The sequence below is a fragment of the Hominisplanchenecus sp. genome, assembly GCF_046967715.1.
In the GTDB taxonomy this organism is placed as follows: Bacteria; Bacillota; Clostridia; order Lachnospirales; family Lachnospiraceae; genus Hominisplanchenecus; species Hominisplanchenecus faecis.
On the sequence record NZ_JBKVNQ010000010.1, the window covers coordinates 31,671 to 52,808 of the forward strand.

The window sequence follows — 21,138 nt, forward strand, 5'->3', positions numbered from 1 at the left end:
GTTTTTCCTCCTACTTCCGAGCACTAAATATCCAGATTTTTTACAAACTGAGCATTCTCTTCAATAAATTCTCTTCTTGGTTCTACCTGATCGCCCATCAGCGTTGTAAAGGTAACATCCAGCTCTGAAGAATTTTCGTTATCCATAACAACACGGCGGAGCACTCGTTTTTCCGGGTCCATGGTAGTTTCCCAGAGCTGCTCTGCATCCATCTCTCCAAGACCTTTGTAACGCTGGATCTTGTTGTTCTGGTCTCGTCCGACTTCTCCCAGGATCGCTGCCAGCTGCTCATCGCTGTACGCATACCAGACTTTTTTATTTTTCTCCAGTTTATACAGTGGTGGCTGTGCCAGATATACATGTCCTTCTTTGATCAGATCCGGCATGAAACGGTACAGGAATGTCAAAAGCAGTGTACTGATATGTGCACCATCAACATCGGCATCGGTCATAATGATGATCTTGTCATAACGCAGTTTTGAAATATCAAAATCTTCGTGGATACCGGTTCCGAACGCAGTGATCATCGCCTTGATCTCCGCATTTGCATAAATACGATCAAGTCTTGCTTTCTCCACATTCAGGATTTTTCCGCGAAGCGGCAGGATTGCCTGGGTTGCACGGCTTCTCGCTGTCTTTGCAGAACCACCGGCAGAATCTCCCTCAACAATATAGATTTCACAGTTTTTCGGATCTTTGTCTGAACAGTCTGCCAGTTTTCCAGGAAGAGACATTCCTTCCAGTGCAGATTTTCTTCTGGTCAGATCTCTTGCTTTTCTGGCTGCCTCTCTCGCTCTCTGAGCCATGATAGATTTCTCAAGGATCATTTTTGCAACCTGCGGATGCTGTTCCAGATAGATCATCAGCTGCTCGGAAACAATATTGTCAACGGCACCTCGTGCCTCACTGTTGCCCAGTTTCTGCTTGGTCTGACCTTCGAACTGCGGATCTTCAATCTTGATGCTTACGATCACGGTAAGACCTTCACGGATATCATCACCGGAAAGTGTCTCGGTGTCCTTGATCAGTTTATTCAGTCTCGCATAAGAATTAAAAGTCTTTGTCAGTGCATTTTTAAAACCAGTCAGATGGGTTCCGCCTTCCGGAGTCGTGATGTTATTTACAAAACTGTAGGAACCTTCGGTGTATCCATCGTTGTGCTGCATGGCAACTTCCACATAAATATTATCCTTCATTCCTTCACAGTAAATAATATCCGGGTAAAGCGGTGTCTTGCCTTTATTCAGGTAAGTCACAAACTCCTTGATACCGCCCTCATAATGGAACGTCTTTTCGATTGGTTCTTCCGGACGGTCATCTCTTAAAACAATCTTGATATTTTTTGTAAGAAATGCCATCTCACGAAGTCTCTGTTTAAGCACATTAAAATCAAAAACTGTTTCTTCAAAAATTTCGCTGTCCGGCAGGAATGTAACCGTTGTACCTGTTTTCTTTGGATCACATTCTCCGATCACTTTTAATTTATATACTACTTTTCCTCTTTCATATCGCTGACGATAAATTTTACCTTCATGGTAAATCGTAACTTCAAGATGTGTAGAAAGTGCATTTACAACAGACGCACCTACACCATGCAGACCACCGGAAACTTTGTATCCGCCACCGCCGAATTTTCCGCCGGCATGCAGGATCGTAAACACGACTTCTACCGCCGGAATACCTGCTTTGTGGTTGATTCCGACCGGAATGCCTCGTCCATTGTCAATGACTGTTACGGAATTATCTTTATTTATCGTTACCTGGATGGTATCACAATACCCCGCAAGAGCTTCATCAACTGCATTATCTACAATCTCATAAACCAGATGATGAAGACCTCTGGACGATGTACTGCCGATATACATACCCGGTCTCTTTCGTACAGCCTCAAGACCTTCCAATATCTGAATCTGATCTGCACCGTATTCTGCATTGCTCTCTGTGCCCATAGTAACCTCCTGTCTTTTCTTTTCATCCTTCGCAAACAACACCGTCTGCAACATGAAAAACTTTGTTCAACTGAAACTTGTTTTCTATAAAATCATCAATCCCCGTACAGGTGATCAACGTCTGTATATCATGTATACTGTCTAATAAATACTGCTGCCTGCTGCTGTCCAGTTCGGAAAGTACATCATCCAGAAGCAGTACCGGCGTATCTTTGATCGCTCTTTTTACCAGTTCGATCTCCGCAAGTTTCAGCGAAAGTGCAGCCGTTCTCTGCTGCCCCTGCGATCCAAATCTGCGGATATCTACACCCTTTACTTCAAAAAGCAGATCGTCCCTGTGAGGACCTGTCATGCTCATTTTCACCTTCAGATCCCGTTTCCTGGAAGTCCGAAGTTTTCTTTCGAATTCGTCCGCAGAAACATTTTTCTCATAACGGACCATCAGCTCTTCTCTGCCGCCCGTCAGATTTCTATGTATCTCTGCTACGATCACGCCAAGCTCTTCGACAAACCGCTCCCTTGATTCGATCAGCTTTTTTCCATATTTTACCAGCTGCATATCCCATATATCCAGCATTTCTTCATACTGACTGTTAAAAGAACACTCTTTCAGCAGCTTATTTCTCTGTATGATCACTTTATTGTAATTGGAAAGCTCGTGTAAGTAAAGCTTATCCAGCTGACAAAGTTCCATATCAATAAAACGCCGCCGCTCCGCCGGTCCGTTTTTAATGATACCAAGATCCTCCGGTGAGAAAAAAACAAAGTTTGCGATTCCAAGCAGCTCTGCCGCCTTTCGGATCGGCACGCCGTTGACTGCAATGCCCTTCGGCCGGTTCTTTTTCAGATGCATATCGATCTCATAAGCACTCTGGCTTCTGCTGATCGCCATCCGTATATGAGCTTCTTCCTCACCAAAATGGATCATTTCCCTGTCTTTACTTCCCTTATGGGATTTCGTCGTTCCGCATAGATATACCGCTTCGAGAATATTGGTCTTCCCCTGGGCATTGTTCCCATAGAAAAGATTCGTTCCCTTATCAAAAGACAACTGCAGCGACTCATAATTGCGGAACTGATTCAGCTTCAAAGATTTTACTATCATTCCATCAATCTGTAATTTTTACAGTCTGACCATCATATTCTACCACATCGCCGGCATGCAGTTTCTTGCCCCGCTGTGTTTCTGTCTGGCCGTTTACCTTCACAAGACCATCCTGAACGGCATATTTTGCGTCCACGCCGGACTCTACAAAACCTGCTGCTTTCAATGCCTGACCAAGTTTGATAAACTCATCTCTTAATTTAATTGTTTCCATAAACTTTCACTCCTTATGCCATAAAATTAACCGGCAAGATCAAATATATATAAGATTGCTGTTCGTCTCTGATAAAGCATGGTGCTTTCGGGTTCATCAGATAAATATCAACCGTTTCATCATCAATAACACGAAGAGCATCGATCAGAAATCGCGGATTAAATCCGATCATAATGTCCTTGCCTTCTTTATTGATGTCAATTTCTTCATCCATGGAACCGATCTGAGACTGAATCTTAAGTTCAATATTATCATCTGTGATTGAAAGAATGATCGGTTTTTTATCACTTTCTTTTACCAGAAGTGTCGCACGGTCAATACAGTCCAGAAGCTCTTTTTTATTTACCTGAATCTTGGTTTCGTAGTCACTGGAAAGCATCTGATCAATGCGGAAATATTCACCCTCAATCAGACGTGACACAACAACGGTATCATCAAATTCAAAGACAATATGATTTTTTGTAAAGAAAATACTGACTTCATCTTCGGTTTCGCCTGATAAAATCTTACTGATTTCGATAAGTGTCTTTCCAGGAACGACAACTTTGATATCAGAATATTCCTCTTTTAATTCAATTTTCCGTATACTTATGCGGTGTCCATCCAGGGATACTACACGCAGCATATCGCCTTTGACTTCGAATAATTCGCCGGTCATCATCTTATTGTTTTCATTGGCTGCGATTGAGAAAATAGTCTGACGAATCACCTCTTTTAATGTAAACTGAGAGACAACAATATGATTATCTCTTTCTACATAAGGAAGATAGGAAAATTCTTCCCCGGACTGACCGCTGATGCTGAATTTTGCCTTCTCACAGGTGATGGTAGTCGTCAGATTTCCGTCTGTTTCAATCGTAACATCATTATCAGGAAGTTTACGAATGATATCAGAGAAAATTTTTGCATCAATTGCAACAATTCCTTTTTCCAGAATGGTACCGTCAACGATGGTTTCAATTCCAAGTTCCATATCATTGGCTGTAAATTTAATATTGTTTGTGGATGCATCAATTAAAATACATTCCAGGATAGGCATGGTTGTTTTTCCTGGGATTGCTTTCAGAACAATATTCACACTTTTTAAAAGATTACTTTTTGAGCATACTAATTTCATTGTGTTGATAACTCCTTTGTGGGTTAAATGAGATAAATTAAAGAGAAAATCCGTAGTAGCCGCCGTAGGGGATGTGAATATGTGAATAACTCCCAAAATCCTTGAATTTAAGGGAAAAAACAGGTTGGATAAACTGGTGAAAAGTCCACAAATTTCTGAGGAAAACTGGTGGGTTATTAACATCCTCAGAAATTGGCTAAAGTTATTCACACAGTATCCAACACATATCCACATTATTTTGTGCACAAATAAAAAGACGATGCTTTTTCGGCCGTCTAGTTTGGATTCAGTTTCTTTTTAATGATATCTATCGTGTTTTTCAGATCATCGGAAGTCTCAATTTCTTTCGAAATTTTCTCAACTCCATGAAGTACGGTCGTATGATCGCGGTTTCCCATCAGTTTTCCGATCGCTTTGAGCGGTGTGCTGGTCATTTCACGGCACAGATACATGGCAATCTGCCTTGGAATCACGATATCAGCACTTCGTTTGGAACCTTTTATATCATCTGTTTTGATATGAAAGTGTTCTGCAACGGTCAGAAGGATCAGATCCGGGGTGATTTCTCGTTTTGCGTTCGGTGAAATCATATCCTTTAAGGCTTCCTGTGCCAGTTCTACTGTAATTTCGCGGTGTTCAAGACTGCTCATTGCAGTGATCCGGTTCAGTGCACCTTCGAGTTCACGGATATTGGACTTGATATTGGTAGCAATATACTGAATGACTTCATCATCCAGATGGTAACCTTTTTCTTTGGAATCACGTTCTTCTTTTTTGCGGAGGATTGCCATCCTTGTCTCATAATCCGGGGAAGAAATATCTGCGATCAGGCCCCATTCAAAGCGGGATTTCAGCCTTCCTTCCAGCGTTGCGATCTCTTTCGGCGGTTTATCGGATGAAATGATGATCTGCTTTTTCGCACCATGCAGGTCGTTAAACGTGTGGAAAAACTCTTCCTGTGTGGACTCTTTTCCGATGATAAACTGGATATCGTCGATCAGCAGAACGTCGATATTACGGTACTTTTCACGGAATTTTGTCATAGCAGTATTATTGCCGTTTCGGATCGCTTCAATCAGTTCGTTCGTAAAGGATTCACTCGTTACATAAAGTACTCTGGTCTGTGGATTATTTTCCAGGATAAAGTGTGCGATCGAGTGCATCAGATGGGTTTTCCCCAGTCCAACACCTCCGTAGAGGAAGAGGGGATTGTAGATTTCGCCCGGGGATTCGGCAACTGCCAAAGATGCAGCGTGTGCAAATTTGTTGTTGCTTCCGACAACGAAGTTTTCAAAGGTATATTCCGGATTTAAATTTGCTTTTTCTAATATATTATTGAAAGAATTGTCAGTATTCGAAGAAGAATCCGCTTCTTTTACAACATTTTGTTCTACAGTATACACGATCTTGGTGCAGTCCAGTCCTGTAAGCTCTGCAATCGTAGAACGGAGCGGAGTTGTAAACTTCTTATTTATATAGGAATTAATGAAATCCTCGTTAATACCCATTTCATCAATCGGGACATAAATAAAAAGAGTGCCTTCGTCACTGTCATATCTTTGTACTTGAAGTGGTTTGATCCAGGTGTTGATGGAAATTGTGGAAAATCCGAATTCTGTACTGAGGGTATCCACAACACTGTCCCACTTTTCTTCTATGATATTCATGAGGATCTCCTTTTAAGGCCAGTTTTACTTATTTAATATTAAACTAAAACAGGAAAATTATCAATGCTTATTTTTGAATGTGCATAACTTTTCGACAATAATCCACACTCAAAAATGCGATAAAATGGGCGTTTGTGGGAAAAATGTAGAAAATATGCAAAAGTTACACACGAAGTTATCCCCAAGTTATCCCCAAAATGTGGATAACTTTATGTAAACCAATAAGTTTACATAAGTATGTTACAGAAGAACCAGATGAAAAAAAGGTTGAAAAATAAAGGAATTTTGGGAATCACAGACTTCGAAAAATGCAGAAAAATGTCGAAAGAAGGAAAGAGGGGGAATTGGCAGTGTGAATAACTAAAGGAACATCATCCACAGTGGGAAAAGCCTTATTTTAAGGCATTTTTTTGAAAAAGAAAAAAAGTTTTTCACATCAAATAAAAAAGTTATCCCCAAGTTATCCCCAAAATGTGGATAACTGAGTGTAAACTATGCAGATGTCCGCTTTGCATCTGTTTGTCTATGGGACTGACAGGAACGGTTCTGCCCCAAAGCTCGGTTCAATTGAAAAAATCACGGAATTACTTGACTTTATGGGGCTTTGCATATATAATTGAAACGATGTTTTCTAAACAGATAAAACAGATTTTATATTTGATAAGGAGGTGCCGTAATAATGAAAATGACATTTCAGCCAAAGAAAAGATCCAGAGCTAAAGTTCATGGATTCAGAGCAAGAATGAGCACTGCAGGCGGAAGAAAAGTACTTGCTGCCAGAAGATTAAAAGGAAGAAAAAAATTATCAGCATAGGCCGCAGATGTGTGGCCTTTTCTTCTATGTTCGTCTTTTGAAAGGATGACAGAAAAAAGGAAGCAGTATGATATTTTCAGAGTCTTTGAAAAAAAACAGAGATTTCCAGACGGTATATAAGTATGGAAAGTCGGCCGCCAACCGTTATCTCATTATGTATATCTATCCGAATCAGACAGAGAGGAACAGACTTGGGATTTCGGTCAGTAAAAAGGTGGGCAATAGTGTGGTCAGACACAGACTGGCCAGATTGATAAGAGAAAGTTATCGCCTGAGTGAAACCAGATTTCACTCAGGATATGATATTGTAGTAATTGCAAGACCTGTTGCAAAAGATAAGAATTATTTTGAAGTAGAAAGTGCATTATTACATCTTGGTAAAGTGCATAAAATAGCAGGTTGATATTCATGAAAAATATTTTAATCGCAATGATCCGGTTTTATCAGAAATTTCTGTCACCATTAAAGCATACGAGATGCCCCTATACACCGACCTGCTCGCAGTATGGCCTGGAGGCGATACAAAAATACGGGGCTGTTAAAGGAAGTCTTCTGGCATGCTGGAGGATTTTGCGATGCAATCCCTTTTCCAAGGGTGGTTATGATCCCGTTCCGTAAACGGGTAGGAAGAATTAAAAATAGAAAATTGAATATGAAGAACTGCTGTATAATGTCAGGTGAATATGCAGGAGGAAGGTTATGTTATTAACAAAAAGCAACACCATCATCATTGGACAGGTGGCAACACTGTTAGGTCTTTTGATGAATGCGATTTTTAGTTTCACTGACGGGGTGTTTGGGATTTCCAATATCGGTGTATGTATTATTTTGTTTACACTGGTTATTTATGCCCTGCTCACTCCACTCACGATCAAACAGCAGAAGTTTTCAAAGATGTCTGCGATCATGAATCCTGAGATAAAGGCAATCCAGAAAAAGTATGCCGGCAAAAACGACCAGGTAAGTATGATGAAGATGAACGAAGAAACACAGAATGTATATGCAAAATACGGTGTTTCTCCGATGGGAACATGTCTTCCGATGCTGATTCAGCTGCTGATCCTGTTTGCATTGTATCGTGTAATCTGGAATATTCCGGCTTACGTTGCAAGTGTAAAAGATGTATTTACTCCTCTTGTAAATGTTCTTTTAAAGACACAGGGTACACAGCAGTTTTTAGCTGATACAGTAGGAAACCAGGTCAATTTCCAGAGACTTGGTTATACAGCAAACAGTGCGATCGATGCACTGTACAAGTTCAAACCGGCAGACTGGACTGCAATGGCAGAGAAGTTTCCGGATCTGTCAGGTATGATCTCACAGACAACAGGCAGTCTTGATAAAATGAACTATTTCCTGGGATTGAATATTTCCAACTCACCGATGACAGCGATGGTGGAAAATTTCAAGGCACATAACTGGATTTTATTTGTATGTGCACTGGCAATCCCGGTACTGGCAGGTTTAAGCCAGTGGCTCAACACCAGACTGATGCCGCAGGCAGCAGCAAGCCCGGCAGGAGACGACAGTTCCATGGAAAGCTCCATGAAGATGATGAACAATATGATGCCTCTGGTATCTGTATTCTTCTGTCTGTCACTTCCGATCGGTCTTGGTATCTACTGGATCGCAGGTGCGGTATTCAGAGGTATCCAGCAGGTTATTGTCAACAAACATATGGAAAAGATGGATATGGACGCACTGATCCGCAAAAATGTGGAGAAAATGAATGCCAAACGTAAGAAACAGGGACTTCCGCCAAAGAAAATTTCTGAGCATGCAAAAGTAAACTTCAAAGATCTTGAGGATGCACAGAAAGTGGATGAGAAGAAACAGGCAGAACGTCAGAAAAAAATCCAGGATTCTACGGAGTACTATAAACACGCAGATGCGAAACCGGGAAGTATTGCAGCAAAAGCGAGAATGGTTCAGCAGTTTGATGAAAAGAATCCAAAAGGTAAGAAAAATAAGAATTAAAGTAATAAGGTAATAAAGAGAAGTAATATGGGGAGAAGGATGGGAGGTATTAAAATGGAAGAGTATATCGAGGTTTCTGCGAAGACAAAAGAAGAAGCGATCATGAATGCAGCAATTCAGCTTGGAACAAGCAGCGATAATATTGAATATGATGTTATTCAGGAAGCAACTTCCGGACTTTTTGGAATCGGAAGAAAACCGGCCATTATAAGGGCAAGAAAGAAAAAAGATATTTCTCTTGATTTTGAGGAAGCCGTAAGAGATCCTTTGAAGGACATTTCTGCAAAGAAAAGCTTTATGAAAAAACCGGCAAAGAAATTTACCAAAGAGCCGGTAAAAAAACAGCCTGAGAAAACGGTTGAAAAGAAGGAAGAAAAACCGGTTGAGAAGAAACCGGAAAGAAAACCGGAAAATCAGCCGCAGTCAAAAGCTGAAAAAGAAGTGGAAGTAAAGAAAGAAGAACCGCAGGCAAAACCGGCAGTTACAAGAGAAAAGCTTCCGATCAACAAAGAAGCAGCAGAGAAAGATGCAAAAGAATTTCTGGAGAAAATGTTTGCAGCAATGGATTCAGAAGTTTGCATCAAAACATCATTTGATAAAGATGACAATCTGAACATCGAGCTTTCTGGTAAAGACATGGGTGTTCTGATCGGTAAGAGAGGACAGACTCTTGATTCTATCCAGTATCTTACAAGCCTCGTTGTCAACAAAGGCAATGCGGGATATGTACGTGTGAAGGTAGATACCGAAAACTACCGTGCACGCAGAAAAGAGACGCTGGAAAATCTGGCAAAGAATATTGCGTTCAAAGTAAAGAGAACAAAGAAACCGGTATTCCTGGAGCCGATGAATCCATACGAGAGAAGAGTGATCCATTCTGCACTTCAGAATGATCCGCTGGTGTCCACACACAGCGAGGGCGAAGAGCCGTATCGTAAAGTAGTTGTTACATTAAAAAAACAGTAAAGTAAAATAGTTGTAAGTGATATGAGTCTGATTTTCAGTGCGGCAGATATGCTGCCGAAAATCAGACTTTTTGAATATCAGGAGGAATCAATGAAAGGTGAAACGATTGCAGCGATCTCCACAGCAGTCAGCAGTTCCGGAATCGGGATTGTGCGAATCAGCGGAGATCAGGCATTTGAAATAGCGGACCGTGTATACAGAAGTCCGAAAGGCAAAAAGAAATTATCAGAACAGCAATCCCATACGGTTCACTATGGTTATATCTGTGACGGAGACGAAGTGCTGGATGAGGTGCTTGTAGTTCTGATGCGTGCACCGAGAAGTTTTACAGCGGAAGATACCGTAGAAATCGACTGCCACGGCGGTGTGTATGCGATACAGCGAGTGCTGGAAGCTGTGATCAAAAATGGTGCAGCTCCGGCAGAGCCGGGAGAATTTACCAAACGTGCCTTTTTAAATGGAAGAATGGATCTGTCGCAGGCGGAGGCGGTGATGGATGTCATTGAGGCAAAAAATGAATATGCTCTGAAAAGTTCCGTCGGCCAGCTTCGCGGAAGCATCGGTCAGAAAATAAAGGATCTGAGAGCAAAGATCATTTATCATATTGCATATATTGAGTCGGCATTGGATGATCCGGAACATATCAGCCTTGACGGTTATCCGCAGGAGCTTGAAAAGGAAAATGAAGCGTGGATCGAGATGATCGAGAAGCTGATCCGCTCTGCAAACGATGGAAGGATCATGACGGAAGGCATCAAGACGGTAATCCTTGGAAAGCCAAACGCCGGAAAGTCTTCTCTGCTTAACAAGCTCTGCGGAACGGAAAAGGCGATCGTGACAGACATTGCGGGAACGACAAGAGATGTGCTGGAGCAGAGCATCAATCTTCACGGCATCACACTTAACCTGATGGATACCGCAGGCATCCGTGATACGGAAGATATCGTAGAGCAGATTGGTGTGCAGCGTGCAAAAAAATATGCAAAAGAAGCAGACCTGATTCTGTACGTGGCAGATTCATCGACCGCACTGGATGAGAATGATGAAGAGATTATCGAACTATTTGAAGGCAGAAAGGTGATCGTTCTTTTAAATAAATCGGATCTGGAGCCGGTAACGACAGAACAGATCCTGAAGGAAAAAGTGGGAGAACATCCGGTGATCTGCGTTTCTGCAAAAGATGAGACCGGATTTGAACAGCTTGAGGATACACTCAAAAATATGTTTCTCGAAGGCAGCCTTTCTTTTAACGATGAGGTATGTATCACAAATATGCGTCATAAGGCAGCACTTATGGATGCAAAAGAGAGCCTGAAGCAGGTGACGGAAAGCATCGCACAGGATATGCCGGAGGATTTCTTCTCGATCGATCTGATGAGTGCATATGAATCTCTGGGAACGATTATCGGCGAGGCCGTGGATGATGATCTGGTAAATGAAATTTTCAGTAAGTTCTGTATGGGCAAATAAGTGGAGGCAAGAAATGAATACATTAGAAGAATATACAGATGTGGTAGTCGTAGGAGCCGGACATGCCGGATGTGAGGCAGCACTTGCCTGTGCAAGACTCGGACTTTCCACAACCATTTTTACCGTGAGTGTGGACAGCATTGCACTGATGCCGTGCAACCCGAACATAGGTGGAAGCTCCAAGGGTCATCTGGTAAGAGAGATCGATGCACTTGGCGGTGAGATGGGAAAAAATATCGACAAAACGTTTATCCAGTCCAAGATGCTCAATAAATCCAAAGGACCTGCCGTACATTCTTTGCGTGCACAGGCAGACAAGGCAGAATATTCCAGATCCATGCGAAAAGTTTTGGAAAACACAGATAACCTGTCAATCGTGCAGGCAGAAGTTGCAGAAATTCTGACAGAAGACGGAAAAATCACCGGAGTCAAAACATTCTCCGGGGCAACGTATCACTGCAAAGCCTGCGTGCTTTGTACCGGAACATATCTGCGTGCAAGATGTATTTACGGTGATATCAGTAATTATACCGGACCAAACGGATTGCAGGCAGCAAATCATCTGACAGATTCCCTGAAAGCACATGGAATCGAGATGCAGCGATTTAAGACCGGTACACCGGCACGTGTAGACCGCAGATCGATTGATTTTTCAAAAATGCAGGAACAGTTTGGCGATGAGAGAGTGGTACCCTTTTCTTTTACAACCGATCCGGAGAGTGTCCAGATCGACCAGGCATCCTGCTGGCTGACTTATACAAACGAAGAAACACATGAAATTATCCGGAAAAATCTGGATCGTTCACCACTTTATTCCGGTATGATCGAAGGAACCGGACCGAGATATTGTCCGTCCATCGAGGACAAAGTGGTAAAATTTGCAGATAAAAACAGACACCAGGTATTTCTTGAGCCGGAAGGACTGCATACGAACGAAATGTATATCGGCGGTATGTCAAGCTCCCTGCCGGAAGATGTTCAGCATGAAATGTACCACACGGTAGCCGGACTTGAGCACGCAAAGATCGTCCGCAATGCCTATGCGATCGAGTATGACTGCATCAATCCGAGACAGCTGGATGCATCCCTGGAGTTTAAAAATATCAGGGGACTTTTCAGTGGCGGACAGTTTAACGGCAGCAGCGGATATGAAGAAGCAGCGGCACAGGGACTGATTGCAGGTATCAATGCAGCAATGCAGGTAAAGGGAAAAGAACCGCTGATCCTTGATCGTTCGGAAGCTTATATTGGTGTTCTGATCGATGATCTGGTAACAAAAGAAAATCGTGAGCCATATCGTATGATGACATCCAGAGCAGAATATCGTCTGCTTCTGCGTCAGGACAATGCAGATCTGCGTCTGACAGAGAAAGGTTATCAGGTGGGGCTGATCTCCGAAGAACGCTATCAGGATCTGAAAACAAAAGAACGTCAGATCGCAGAAGAAATGGAACGTGTAGATCATGAGAATATCGGCGGAACCGAAGTAGTACAGAAATTTCTGGAGGCACATGAAAGTACACTTCTGAAGTCCGGAACAACCATCGGAGAACTGGTACGCCGTCCGGAGCTGGACTATGAGATGTTAGCAGAGATTGACAAAAACAGACCGCAGTATTCTGCCGGTGTGCGTGAACAGGTCAATATCAACATCAAATATCAGGGCTACATCCGAAGACAGATGAAGCAGGTCGAGCAGTTCAAGAAAATGGAAAACAAACGGATTCCGAAAGATATTAATTACGACGAAGTCAGAAGCCTGAGAATTGAAGCGGTGCAGAAACTGAAAAAATTCCAGCCGCTTTCCATCGGACAGGCATCCCGTATTTCCGGTGTGTCACCGGCGGATATTTCCGTACTGCTCGTATATTTGGAATCCAGGGATCGAAAGTAAAACAGGAGGAAAACGTGGACAGAAGTAAATTTCATATTTTAGAAGATGGATGTCAGGCATTTGGCGTGACATTGACAGAGAAGCAGATTGAACAGTTTGAGAAATATTATGAGCTGCTGGTAGAATGGAATAAAGTGATGAACCTCACCGGGATCACTGAATTTGACGAAGTGATGCAGAAACATTTTGTGGACAGCGTGGCAGCGGCAGAATATGTGGAGATGGAAAAAATAAACAGCCTGATCGATGTCGGGACCGGAGCCGGCTTTCCGGGAATCCCGCTGAAGATTGTTTATCCACATTTGCAGGTGACACTTTTGGACTCTTTGAACAAAAGGATCAAATTTCTGGATGAAGTTGTGGATAACCTGGGGCTTATCGGAATCGAAACGGTGCATGGAAGAGCAGAAGATGCGGCGAAAAAAGCAGAATACCGCGAACAGTTTGATCTGTCTGTTTCCAGAGCAGTTGCGAACCTTGCGTCCCTTACCGAGTACTGCCTGCCGTTTGTAAAAGTCGGCGGAAAATTTGTTTCCTATAAATCTGTTTCAGTGGATGAAGAAATCGCTCAGAGTAAGAAGGCAGTTTATGTGCTTGGCGGAGAAATCGGAAAAGTGGAGAAATTCCATCTGCCGGGAAGTGACATGGAGAGGGCACTTGTGGTTGTGGAAAAGAAGAGAAGCACGCCGAAGAAATACCCGAGAAAAGCCGGGATGCCGACGAAAGAGCCTCTTGCGTGAATGTGCAAAAAGAAGATCATTAAAATAGTAAAAGATAGTTAAAAATAGGGAAAAAACAGTACGCCATAAATACACGAAAACAATCTGCTGACACGCTTCGTTTCCTGGGAAGCTGCCGTCCGTGCGATTTGTTTTCGGATATTTATGGCTGTATTATTTTACGTACTTTTTTCTACAGGTGAAACCATCGGATGTAATTGATCGAATTTACAGTTGTACTATGGAAATTTATATGCTGTCCAATCTGTACTATTCCTATGGAGCAGCGGCGATTGCACTTCCGCAGGTGCAGGCATGGATGTATATGAAATTCAAATGCAATTTGCTGATCCAGCTATGGAACATTCACCACGTGGTTGTTATTCCGGAAAATACATTGCCGGAGGATTATGATCCGCAGTTTTTTATTGATGAGATAAAACGGGCAAACAGAGAAACCATTCCGGAGGAAGAATGGCTTTCCGACCGGCTTTACTATGTGGATTACAAAAAGAAAAAAAATCATCTGAGAACTTTTGTATAGACAAGGGAAATAAAAGTAGATATTACCAGGAATTATCATATCGGCGAGAACTATAATCTGTTTGATGATTTTGGGGTAAGATAAACCCAGCAGCGAAGGTGTACACCAGATGTGAGGTGATCTCCGTCTTTGCAGGCGGTGAACAACAAGTCTGTGTCTGTGACGGGATAAAATCTACCATCTGATATAACCTTCGGCGGATTGCAGAAGTGCACAAAAGAATGTCGGAGACATTCAGAAATGTCCGGGTATAATGGTTTTGTGCCAGGTCTTACGTGTATTCAAATTAAAATTTTAAAAGAACATGTCAACATATTCCAGTACAGCCTGCGGATTTTCCATTTGCGGGTATTTTTCTGTATTTTCAATAAAATCGTATTCTACAGCGGAATTGAGGCGGACATAGCCTTCGACGGTTCGTTCACGTTCCTCTGTCTTTCTTCCTTCGAGAATAAACAGACTGTTGTTGATGCTGTTTAAGGCTCTGGAGATGTCTGCATTTAAATAAAATCCATCCAGGCTGGACAGCAGATATTTCCCGCCGCACTCATCGAGATGAGCAGCTTCATGATAAATGTCCAGCATCTTCTTTGAGACAGAGAAAGGATTATAAAAATACTTTTCGGTGAATAAATATTCAATATTTTCCCGCCGCATCTGCATGTTGTATACAGCTGTACCGACGATCGGAAGATCCATAATAAATTTGATTATCCTGGAACGTTTGGACGGTGTACATTTCAGATTGGAAATGCTTTCCGGATTGATCATCATAATTTTGTTATAGGCATCCGGATTGGTACTGCATGCCATCAACACAAAAGAAGAAGACAGACCGGTAGCGATGATGTCTGTTTTTTCGTGAATCACATGCTCGATAAAATCATTGATAAGCTGCACGTAAAAATAGTTTGTGTAGGTCAGGTTCGGTTTATCAGAACGACCGCAGCCAAGAAGATCCAGGCAATATACCGTGTGGTCTGCGGACAGATTTTTCAGCAGCAGATCCCATTCGTAGGAAGAGGCAGCCGGAGCTAGATCGTGAACAAGCAGGAGAGGAGAACCGCTTCCTGTTTTTGTATAATAGACCTGACCGAAACGCCAGTCATAAAAAGCACCTTTATGTTTATCCAGCAGATTTTTAACCGTGGCAAAAGCCTGGGCACAACGATTGACGATGTGAAGAGAGCCAACAGCCAGAGCGGTCATGAGAATGCCGGTTTTGATTTTTTGCTTCATAAAAACTCCTTTCTGAGAAACATTGTCTTATACAGATCTTTGTGATTTTTCATTGCCTTCATTATAATCCAAGATGTAAGCAGAGACAAGGCAAAAGTATATCAGATGTGCACAGAAGAATATGGCATGGGATGCATGACGTGCACATCGCAGCAAGAATGTCAGAGGTATTCTTGAAATAAGAAACAATATAGAATATATAAAAATTTCATATGTTTCACGTGAAACATTGCTTTACATAATTCTGTTTATCCAGTACAATGGGTTAGAACATACAGAAAGCGATGATAAAATGGTAAAAGAGTATTTAAGGGAAAAAGCAGACAGTCTGACAGCCGAAAAAGAACGGTTGACAGCTCAAAAGGAAAGGCTTGACGGGATACGTGAGCGCCTTCACAAAAGCATAGACGAGGTGCAAAAAAAGGAAGACGTTGATTTTGAAATTTTTTCGCCGCGGGCAGATATGCGTGTGTCTAAGGAGATGCTGAATGAGATGCATCAGCAGATGAATGATGTCAAAAGGCAGCAGGCACAGACAGCGAGGGAACTGGAAGAGGTAACGGCAAAGCTGGACAAGTTTCTGTACATGCTCGAAGAGGTGCAGAATCTGCCGGATTAATATTTCATATGTTTCACGTGAAACATTTCCAGGATTTTGGAATGCTTAAGACTGGATATCTAAAAAAAGAAGTGCTATAATTGAAAAATACTTTGTGTTCAGGGCAAATGCACGTGAAACAAAGCAGCATCTGGTATGAACTGGAAACGAAAGGGGAATATTTAATGGAAAGAACTATCGTAGTCGCCAACCAGAAGGGTGGTGTAGGCAAAACAACAACAGCGATCAATCTGGCAGCTTCTCTGGCAGAACTGGGAAAGAAGGTACTGGTAGTGGATATGGACCCACAGGGAAATACTACCAGCGGACTGGGAATTGACAAAGAGCAGGCAGAAAATACGGTGTACGAGCTGATGCTGGAAGAGTGTTCCGTAGAGGATGCGATTATGGAAAGTGAGTATGAAAATCTGAGTGTTCTTCCGTCAAATATCAATCTGGCAGCAGCAGAGATCGAGCTGGTGGGAGCAGAGGAAAAGGAATATATTTTAAAGAAAGCAATCGATAAAGTAAAGAAAAACTATGACTTTGTGCTGATCGACTGTCCACCTTCTTTAAGTATGCTGACTATCAATGCAATGTGTGCGGCAGATACGGTACTCGTGCCGATTCAGTGCGAATATTATGCACTCGAGGGACTGTCTCAGCTGATCCACACAATCAATCTTGTCCAGGATCGACTGAACCCGGATCTGGAAATCGAAGGCGTGGTATTTACCATGTACGATGCAAGAACCAATCTGTCTCTTCAGGTGGTGGAAAACGTAAAAAATAATCTTGATCAGAATATTTATAAGACAATTATCCCAAGAAATGTAAGATTAGCAGAGGCACCAAGTTATGGAATGCCGATCACCAGATATGACAAGCGTTCTACCGGAGCAGAAAGCTACCGCAGACTTGCCGAAGAGGTAATTCATAGAGGAGAGGAAGAATGGCTGTAAGAAAAGCAGGGCTTGGTAAGGGACTGGACTCCCTGATCCCGGAGCATAGCGTAAGAAGAAAAGCGGAAAAAACGGAGCAGAAACCGGAAAAAAATGAGCTTCTTCTGAAGATAACAGATATTGAACCAAACAGAGAACAGCCGCGGAAACATTTTGATGAAGATGCGTTGCTGGAATTGTCAGATTCCATCAAACAATTTGGAATTATCCAACCGCTGATTGTTCAGAAAAAAGAGGATCATTACGAGATCATAGCAGGGGAACGCAGATGGCGTGCGGCAAAGATGGCAGGGTTAAAAGAGGTTCCGGCTATTATCAAGAGTTATACAGATCGGGAAATCCTGGAGATTTCTCTGATTGAAAATATTCAGCGGGAAAATTTAAATCCGATCGACGAAGCAAGAGCTTATAAAAAGCTGCTCACCGAGTTTCATCTGAAGCAGGATGAAGTGGCGGAGCGTGTTTCCAAGAGCAGAACGGCAGTGACCAATTCCATGCGTCTTCTGAAGCTGGATGAGAGAGTACAGCAGATGGTGATCGATGAAATGCTCACGACCGGCCATGCGAGAGCGTTGATTTCTATTGAAGACCGAGATCTGCAGTTCCAGATGGCAAATCAGATCTTTGATAATAAATTAAGTGTCAGAGAGACAGAAAAACTGGTCAGAAAGCTGGGCGAAGAAAAGGAAGAAACCACAAAAACAAAAGAACCGGATGTAGAGATCATTTACCGGAATCTGGAAGAAAAGGTAAAAGAAATACTCGGTACAAAAGTACAGATCAGTCACAAAAAGAATAATAGCGGAAAAATTGAGATTGAGTATTATTCCAATGAGGAACTGGAGAGGATCATTGAACTGCTGGAAAGCGTTCAGAATCATTAAAATTAAATAAGGAATGGAGGGAAAATATGGGGATTTTTGATGCGATAGGCATTGATGCAGGTATCGTGCTGATCATTGTAATTCTGATACAGCTTGTGCTGATTTTTTTCCTGGTCAAGCAGTCCATGAAGCTGGCAAGACTTGCGAATAAGTACAAAATGTTCATGCGTGGAAAAGATGCGATATCCCTGGAAAAAGCATTTGAAAAGAAATTCGAAGAAGTAGATGCCATGACAGAAGCAGTAAAATATCAGGCGGATGAGATTTATAAATTAAAAGAAATCCAGAAAATGACACTGAACAAAACTGCAATCGTAAAATATGATGCATTCAAAGATGTCGGCGGCAAATTAAGTTTTGCACTTGCAATGCTGGATAAAGAAAACAGCGGATTTGTATTAAATGCGATCCACAGCAGAGAAGGCTGTTATACTTATGTCAAAGAAATCGTAAAAGGCGAGTCTTATATCGTGCTTGGCGAAGAAGAAAAAGAAGCACTGCGTCAGGCTGTAAATGCACACAACGATATCGGATAACGTCAGGTATTAAAACAGAAAGTGTTTGCACAGAAGGACACAAAGTCACTTTACGAGGCAGATTACATGTGTTAAAATCGGAAAAGAAGTGACCCGTGATCCAGAGGGTCTTGAGTTGAAATAAAATGAAATAAAAGAAAAGGACGATAAAAAATGTTAGACATTAAATTTGTGAGAGAAAATCCGGAAATTGTAAAACAGAATATCAGAAATAAATTCCAGGATAAAAAACTGCCGCTGGTAGATGAAGTACTGGAGCTGGACAAGAGAAACCGTGAGATCAAACAGGAAGTAGAAGCTCTGCGTGCAGAAAGAAATAAACTGTCCAAAGAGATCGGCGGCCTGATGAAACAGGGTAAAAAAGAAGAGGCAGAGGAAGTAAAACGTCAGGTAGCAGCAAGTGCTGACCGTATCAACGAACTTTCCGCAGAAGAAGCTGAAGTAGAAGAAAAACTGAAAACAAACATGATGGTTATCCCGAACATCATCGATCCGTCTGTGCCGATCGGAAAAGATGACAGCGAAAACGTAGAGATCGAACGCTTCGGTGAGCCGGTTGTTCCGGATTTTGAAATCCCGTACCATACAGAAATCATGGAATCTTTCAACGGTATCGACCTTGACAGTGCAAGAAAAGTTGCCGGAAATGGATTCTATTACCTGATGGGAGACATCGCAAGACTGCATTCCGCAGTGATCGCATACGCACGTGATTTCATGATCAACCGTGGATTTACTTACTGCGTACCGCCATTTATGATCCGCAGCAACGTAGTTACCGGCGTTATGAGTTTTGCCGAGATGGATTCCATGATGTACAAAATCGAAGGCGAAGATCTGTATCTGATCGGAACCAGCGAACATTCTATGATCGGTAAATTCATCGACACAATCATTCCGGAAGAAGAGCTGCCGAAGACGCTGACCAGCTATTCTCCATGTTTCAGAAAAGAAAAAGGTGCACACGGCATCGAAGAGCGAGGTGTATACCGTATCCACCAGTTTGAAAAACAGGAAATGATCGTTGTATGCAAACCGGAAGAAAGCAAAATGTGGTATGAAAAACTGTGGAAAAACACCGTAGATCTGTTCCGCAGCATGGATATCCCGGTTCGTACGCTGGAATGCTGTTCCGGTGACCTGGCAGACCTGAAAGTAAAATCAGTGGACGTAGAAGCATGGTCTCCGAGACAGAAAAAATATTTCGAAGTAGGAAGCTGCTCAAACTTAGGTGACGCTCAGGCACGCCGTCTGAAAATCCGCATAAATGGTGAGAATGGCAAATATTTTGCACATACATTAAACAATACCGTAGTTGCACCGCCTCGTATGTTGATTGCATTCCTGGAGAACAACCTGCAGGCTGACGGAAGCGTTAAGATTCCGGAAGTACTTCAGCCATACATGGGCGGCATGAAAGTGATTGAAAAGAAATAATAGAGGTGGCATAATTGCATAATTATCTGCGAGCAATCGGATTTAGCAATCTGCAGAATGAAAAAGATATAAAAGAAATCCTCACCGAGGTTTTCCACGATTTTGACGAAAGAGAAGTTTCAAGAGAAGGGAAAAACAAAGCTTTTGTAGAGTATACAAAAAGCTTTGGTGAAAATATGGGAATCAAGATGTGCGGCATCATGGATACGGATGGTTTCCATCAGGAGTATTATTTCCCATATTTTCAGGGAAAAGATATCAGCAGCAAAGAAGATCTGATCATTGAACGCCATGCGGCAAGAGAATCCTTTGCCGGTGTCTGCGAAGATGTAAGGATCGGTGTTTCGGTTATTTTCTATTTACAGAATGCCGCAAAATATAAAAAGGAAATGCTGCTCGGACATCTGTTGAGTGATAAGATCAGCACGAGCTTTTCCGGACTTTCCCTGAAAGGCAAAATTTTATTTCCAGTACAGAAGGCGGAGCCGCGTGTCACTGCGACAGGAAGTGATTCGGCAAATCAGAGGCACAAAATGATCGCAGCCGCAAGACAGGGTGATGCAGAGGCAATCGAAAGCCTGACATTGGAAGATATTGATACTTATGCGGCAGTCAATCAGAGGATTTTAAAAGAAGATCTTTTCAGCATTGTAGACACACTCTTTATGCCGTATGGCCTGGAATGTGATCATTATCAGGTCATGGGAAACATTAAGGATGTTGAAAAAACAGTGAATAAATATACAAAAGAAACCATTTATCAGCTCAGGCTGGAGTGCAACGATATGAACCTGGATGTCTGTATTAACAAAGAGGATCTGCTCGGTGAGCCGGAGGTCGGAAGAAGATTTAAAGGTACTATATGGCTTCAGGGACATATCAATTTCGCAAATTAAGTGTGGACGCATAAAAAAGGCTGTGCTATAATAAAAAAGCTGGCAGCTTTGGCTGCCAGGCACACTGTTTCCTTAGTTAAATGGATATAACAAGTGTCTCCTAAGAGAAAGCCGAGGCATTCCCCAAAGGGAAAAAATGAAAAACAACTT

Annotated in this window: 21 protein-coding genes; 15 read left to right on the forward strand and 6 right to left on the reverse strand. The window is 42.2% G+C overall.

The genetic code is table 11. The annotated features are described in order from the left end of the window. Nucleotides 1–23: 23 nt before the first annotated feature. The 5 genes from gyrB to dnaA all read right to left on the reverse strand — a co-directional run bounded on the left by gyrB (nucleotide 24) and on the right by dnaA (nucleotide 6,052). Nucleotides 24–1,949 (reverse strand): DNA topoisomerase (ATP-hydrolyzing) subunit B, encoded by a 1,926-nt coding sequence (gyrB, locus tag ACLTL4_RS02525; RefSeq protein ID WP_173866476.1) that lies wholly within the window; start codon nucleotides 1,947–1,949, stop codon nucleotides 24–26. Nucleotides 1,950–1,971: 22 nt separating this feature from the next. After that, nucleotides 1,972–3,054: a DNA replication/repair protein RecF gene (gene recF, locus ACLTL4_RS02530; protein ID WP_412320191.1), complete on the reverse strand. Its 1,083-nt coding sequence runs from the start codon at nucleotides 3,052–3,054 to the stop codon at nucleotides 1,972–1,974. 4 nt (nucleotides 3,055–3,058) lie between these two features. Further along, complete coding sequence (locus ACLTL4_RS02535; protein ID WP_022118260.1) at nucleotides 3,059–3,268, reverse strand: RNA-binding S4 domain-containing protein; 210 nt, start codon at nucleotides 3,266–3,268, stop codon at nucleotides 3,059–3,061. 13 nt (nucleotides 3,269–3,281) lie between these two features. Continuing rightward, nucleotides 3,282–4,385: a DNA polymerase III subunit beta gene (gene dnaN / locus ACLTL4_RS02540; RefSeq protein ID WP_022118259.1), complete on the reverse strand. Its 1,104-nt coding sequence runs from the start codon at nucleotides 4,383–4,385 to the stop codon at nucleotides 3,282–3,284. Between the two features lie 275 nt (nucleotides 4,386–4,660). Then, a complete protein-coding gene (gene dnaA / locus ACLTL4_RS02545) occupies nucleotides 4,661–6,052 on the reverse strand; it encodes a chromosomal replication initiator protein DnaA (RefSeq protein ID WP_412320192.1) in 1,392 nt (463 codons plus the stop codon). Between the two features lie 679 nt (nucleotides 6,053–6,731). On the opposite strand from dnaA, the gene rpmH reads away from it, so the two are divergent. The 9 genes from rpmH (at nucleotide 6,732) to ACLTL4_RS02590 (ending at nucleotide 14,436) form a co-directional block, all read left to right on the forward strand. Beyond that, nucleotides 6,732–6,866 carry a 50S ribosomal protein L34 gene (rpmH, locus tag ACLTL4_RS02550; protein ID WP_022119702.1) on the forward strand — a complete coding sequence of 45 codons (135 nt, stop codon included), beginning with the start codon at nucleotides 6,732–6,734 and terminating at the stop codon, nucleotides 6,864–6,866. A 67-nt stretch (nucleotides 6,867–6,933) separates the two neighbouring features. Beyond that, nucleotides 6,934–7,269: a ribonuclease P protein component gene (gene rnpA, locus ACLTL4_RS02555; RefSeq protein WP_022119703.1), complete on the forward strand. Its 336-nt coding sequence runs from the start codon at nucleotides 6,934–6,936 to the stop codon at nucleotides 7,267–7,269. Nucleotides 7,270–7,274: 5 nt separating this feature from the next. Beyond that, a complete protein-coding gene (gene yidD / locus ACLTL4_RS02560; protein WP_147632221.1) occupies nucleotides 7,275–7,484 on the forward strand; it encodes a membrane protein insertion efficiency factor YidD in 210 nt (69 codons plus the stop codon). Between the two features lie 81 nt (nucleotides 7,485–7,565). Then, nucleotides 7,566–8,843 (forward strand): YidC/Oxa1 family membrane protein insertase, encoded by a 1,278-nt coding sequence (locus ACLTL4_RS02565; protein ID WP_412291277.1) that lies wholly within the window; start codon nucleotides 7,566–7,568, stop codon nucleotides 8,841–8,843. A 54-nt stretch (nucleotides 8,844–8,897) separates the two neighbouring features. Next, nucleotides 8,898–9,809, forward strand: coding sequence for an RNA-binding cell elongation regulator Jag/EloR (gene jag / locus ACLTL4_RS02570; protein ID WP_173898018.1), 912 nt, complete (start codon nucleotides 8,898–8,900; stop codon nucleotides 9,807–9,809). A 90-nt stretch (nucleotides 9,810–9,899) separates the two neighbouring features. Next, the gene (gene mnmE, locus ACLTL4_RS02575) at nucleotides 9,900–11,279 is read left to right on the forward strand and encodes a tRNA uridine-5-carboxymethylaminomethyl(34) synthesis GTPase MnmE (RefSeq protein WP_147632251.1); all 1,380 of its coding nucleotides are present in this window, start codon (nucleotides 9,900–9,902) and stop codon (nucleotides 11,277–11,279) included. A gap of 13 nt (nucleotides 11,280–11,292) precedes the next feature. Beyond that, nucleotides 11,293–13,173 (forward strand): tRNA uridine-5-carboxymethylaminomethyl(34) synthesis enzyme MnmG, encoded by a 1,881-nt coding sequence (mnmG, locus tag ACLTL4_RS02580; protein ID WP_412320193.1) that lies wholly within the window; start codon nucleotides 11,293–11,295, stop codon nucleotides 13,171–13,173. Between the two features lie 14 nt (nucleotides 13,174–13,187). Further along, a complete protein-coding gene (gene rsmG, locus ACLTL4_RS02585; RefSeq protein WP_022119709.1) occupies nucleotides 13,188–13,913 on the forward strand; it encodes a 16S rRNA (guanine(527)-N(7))-methyltransferase RsmG in 726 nt (241 codons plus the stop codon). Nucleotides 13,914–14,133: 220 nt separating this feature from the next. Continuing rightward, nucleotides 14,134–14,436: a DUF5688 family protein gene (locus ACLTL4_RS02590; protein WP_215660380.1), complete on the forward strand. Its 303-nt coding sequence runs from the start codon at nucleotides 14,134–14,136 to the stop codon at nucleotides 14,434–14,436. 294 nt (nucleotides 14,437–14,730) lie between these two features. Here the strand turns inward: ACLTL4_RS02590 and ACLTL4_RS02595 are convergent, their stop codons facing one another. Then, complete coding sequence (locus ACLTL4_RS02595) at nucleotides 14,731–15,675, reverse strand: alpha/beta fold hydrolase (protein WP_412320194.1); 945 nt, start codon at nucleotides 15,673–15,675, stop codon at nucleotides 14,731–14,733. A gap of 469 nt (nucleotides 15,676–16,144) precedes the next feature. Between ACLTL4_RS02595 and ACLTL4_RS02600 the strand changes: the two genes are divergently transcribed. The 6 genes from ACLTL4_RS02600 to ACLTL4_RS02625 all read left to right on the forward strand — a co-directional run bounded on the left by ACLTL4_RS02600 (nucleotide 16,145) and on the right by ACLTL4_RS02625 (nucleotide 20,988). After that, nucleotides 16,145–16,294: a hypothetical protein gene (locus tag ACLTL4_RS02600; protein WP_412320195.1), complete on the forward strand. Its 150-nt coding sequence runs from the start codon at nucleotides 16,145–16,147 to the stop codon at nucleotides 16,292–16,294. A gap of 164 nt (nucleotides 16,295–16,458) precedes the next feature. Then, complete coding sequence (locus ACLTL4_RS02605; RefSeq protein WP_147632212.1) at nucleotides 16,459–17,235, forward strand: ParA family protein; 777 nt, start codon at nucleotides 16,459–16,461, stop codon at nucleotides 17,233–17,235. Then, nucleotides 17,226–18,119, forward strand: a complete 894-nt coding sequence (locus ACLTL4_RS02610) for a ParB/RepB/Spo0J family partition protein (protein WP_173866470.1) — start codon at nucleotides 17,226–17,228, stop codon at nucleotides 18,117–18,119. The genes ACLTL4_RS02605 and ACLTL4_RS02610 overlap by 10 nt, the downstream gene beginning before the upstream one ends. Before the next feature lie 26 nt (nucleotides 18,120–18,145). Further along, complete coding sequence (locus ACLTL4_RS02615) at nucleotides 18,146–18,655, forward strand: DUF4446 family protein (RefSeq protein ID WP_173866469.1); 510 nt, start codon at nucleotides 18,146–18,148, stop codon at nucleotides 18,653–18,655. A gap of 153 nt (nucleotides 18,656–18,808) precedes the next feature. Further along, entirely contained in the window at nucleotides 18,809–20,092 is a 1,284-nt protein-coding gene (gene serS / locus ACLTL4_RS02620; protein ID WP_147632210.1) for a serine--tRNA ligase, read from the forward strand. Nucleotides 20,093–20,106: 14 nt separating this feature from the next. Further along, nucleotides 20,107–20,988, forward strand: a complete 882-nt coding sequence (locus ACLTL4_RS02625; protein ID WP_022118024.1) for a DUF3881 family protein — start codon at nucleotides 20,107–20,109, stop codon at nucleotides 20,986–20,988. Nucleotides 20,989–21,138: the final 150 nt, after the last annotated feature.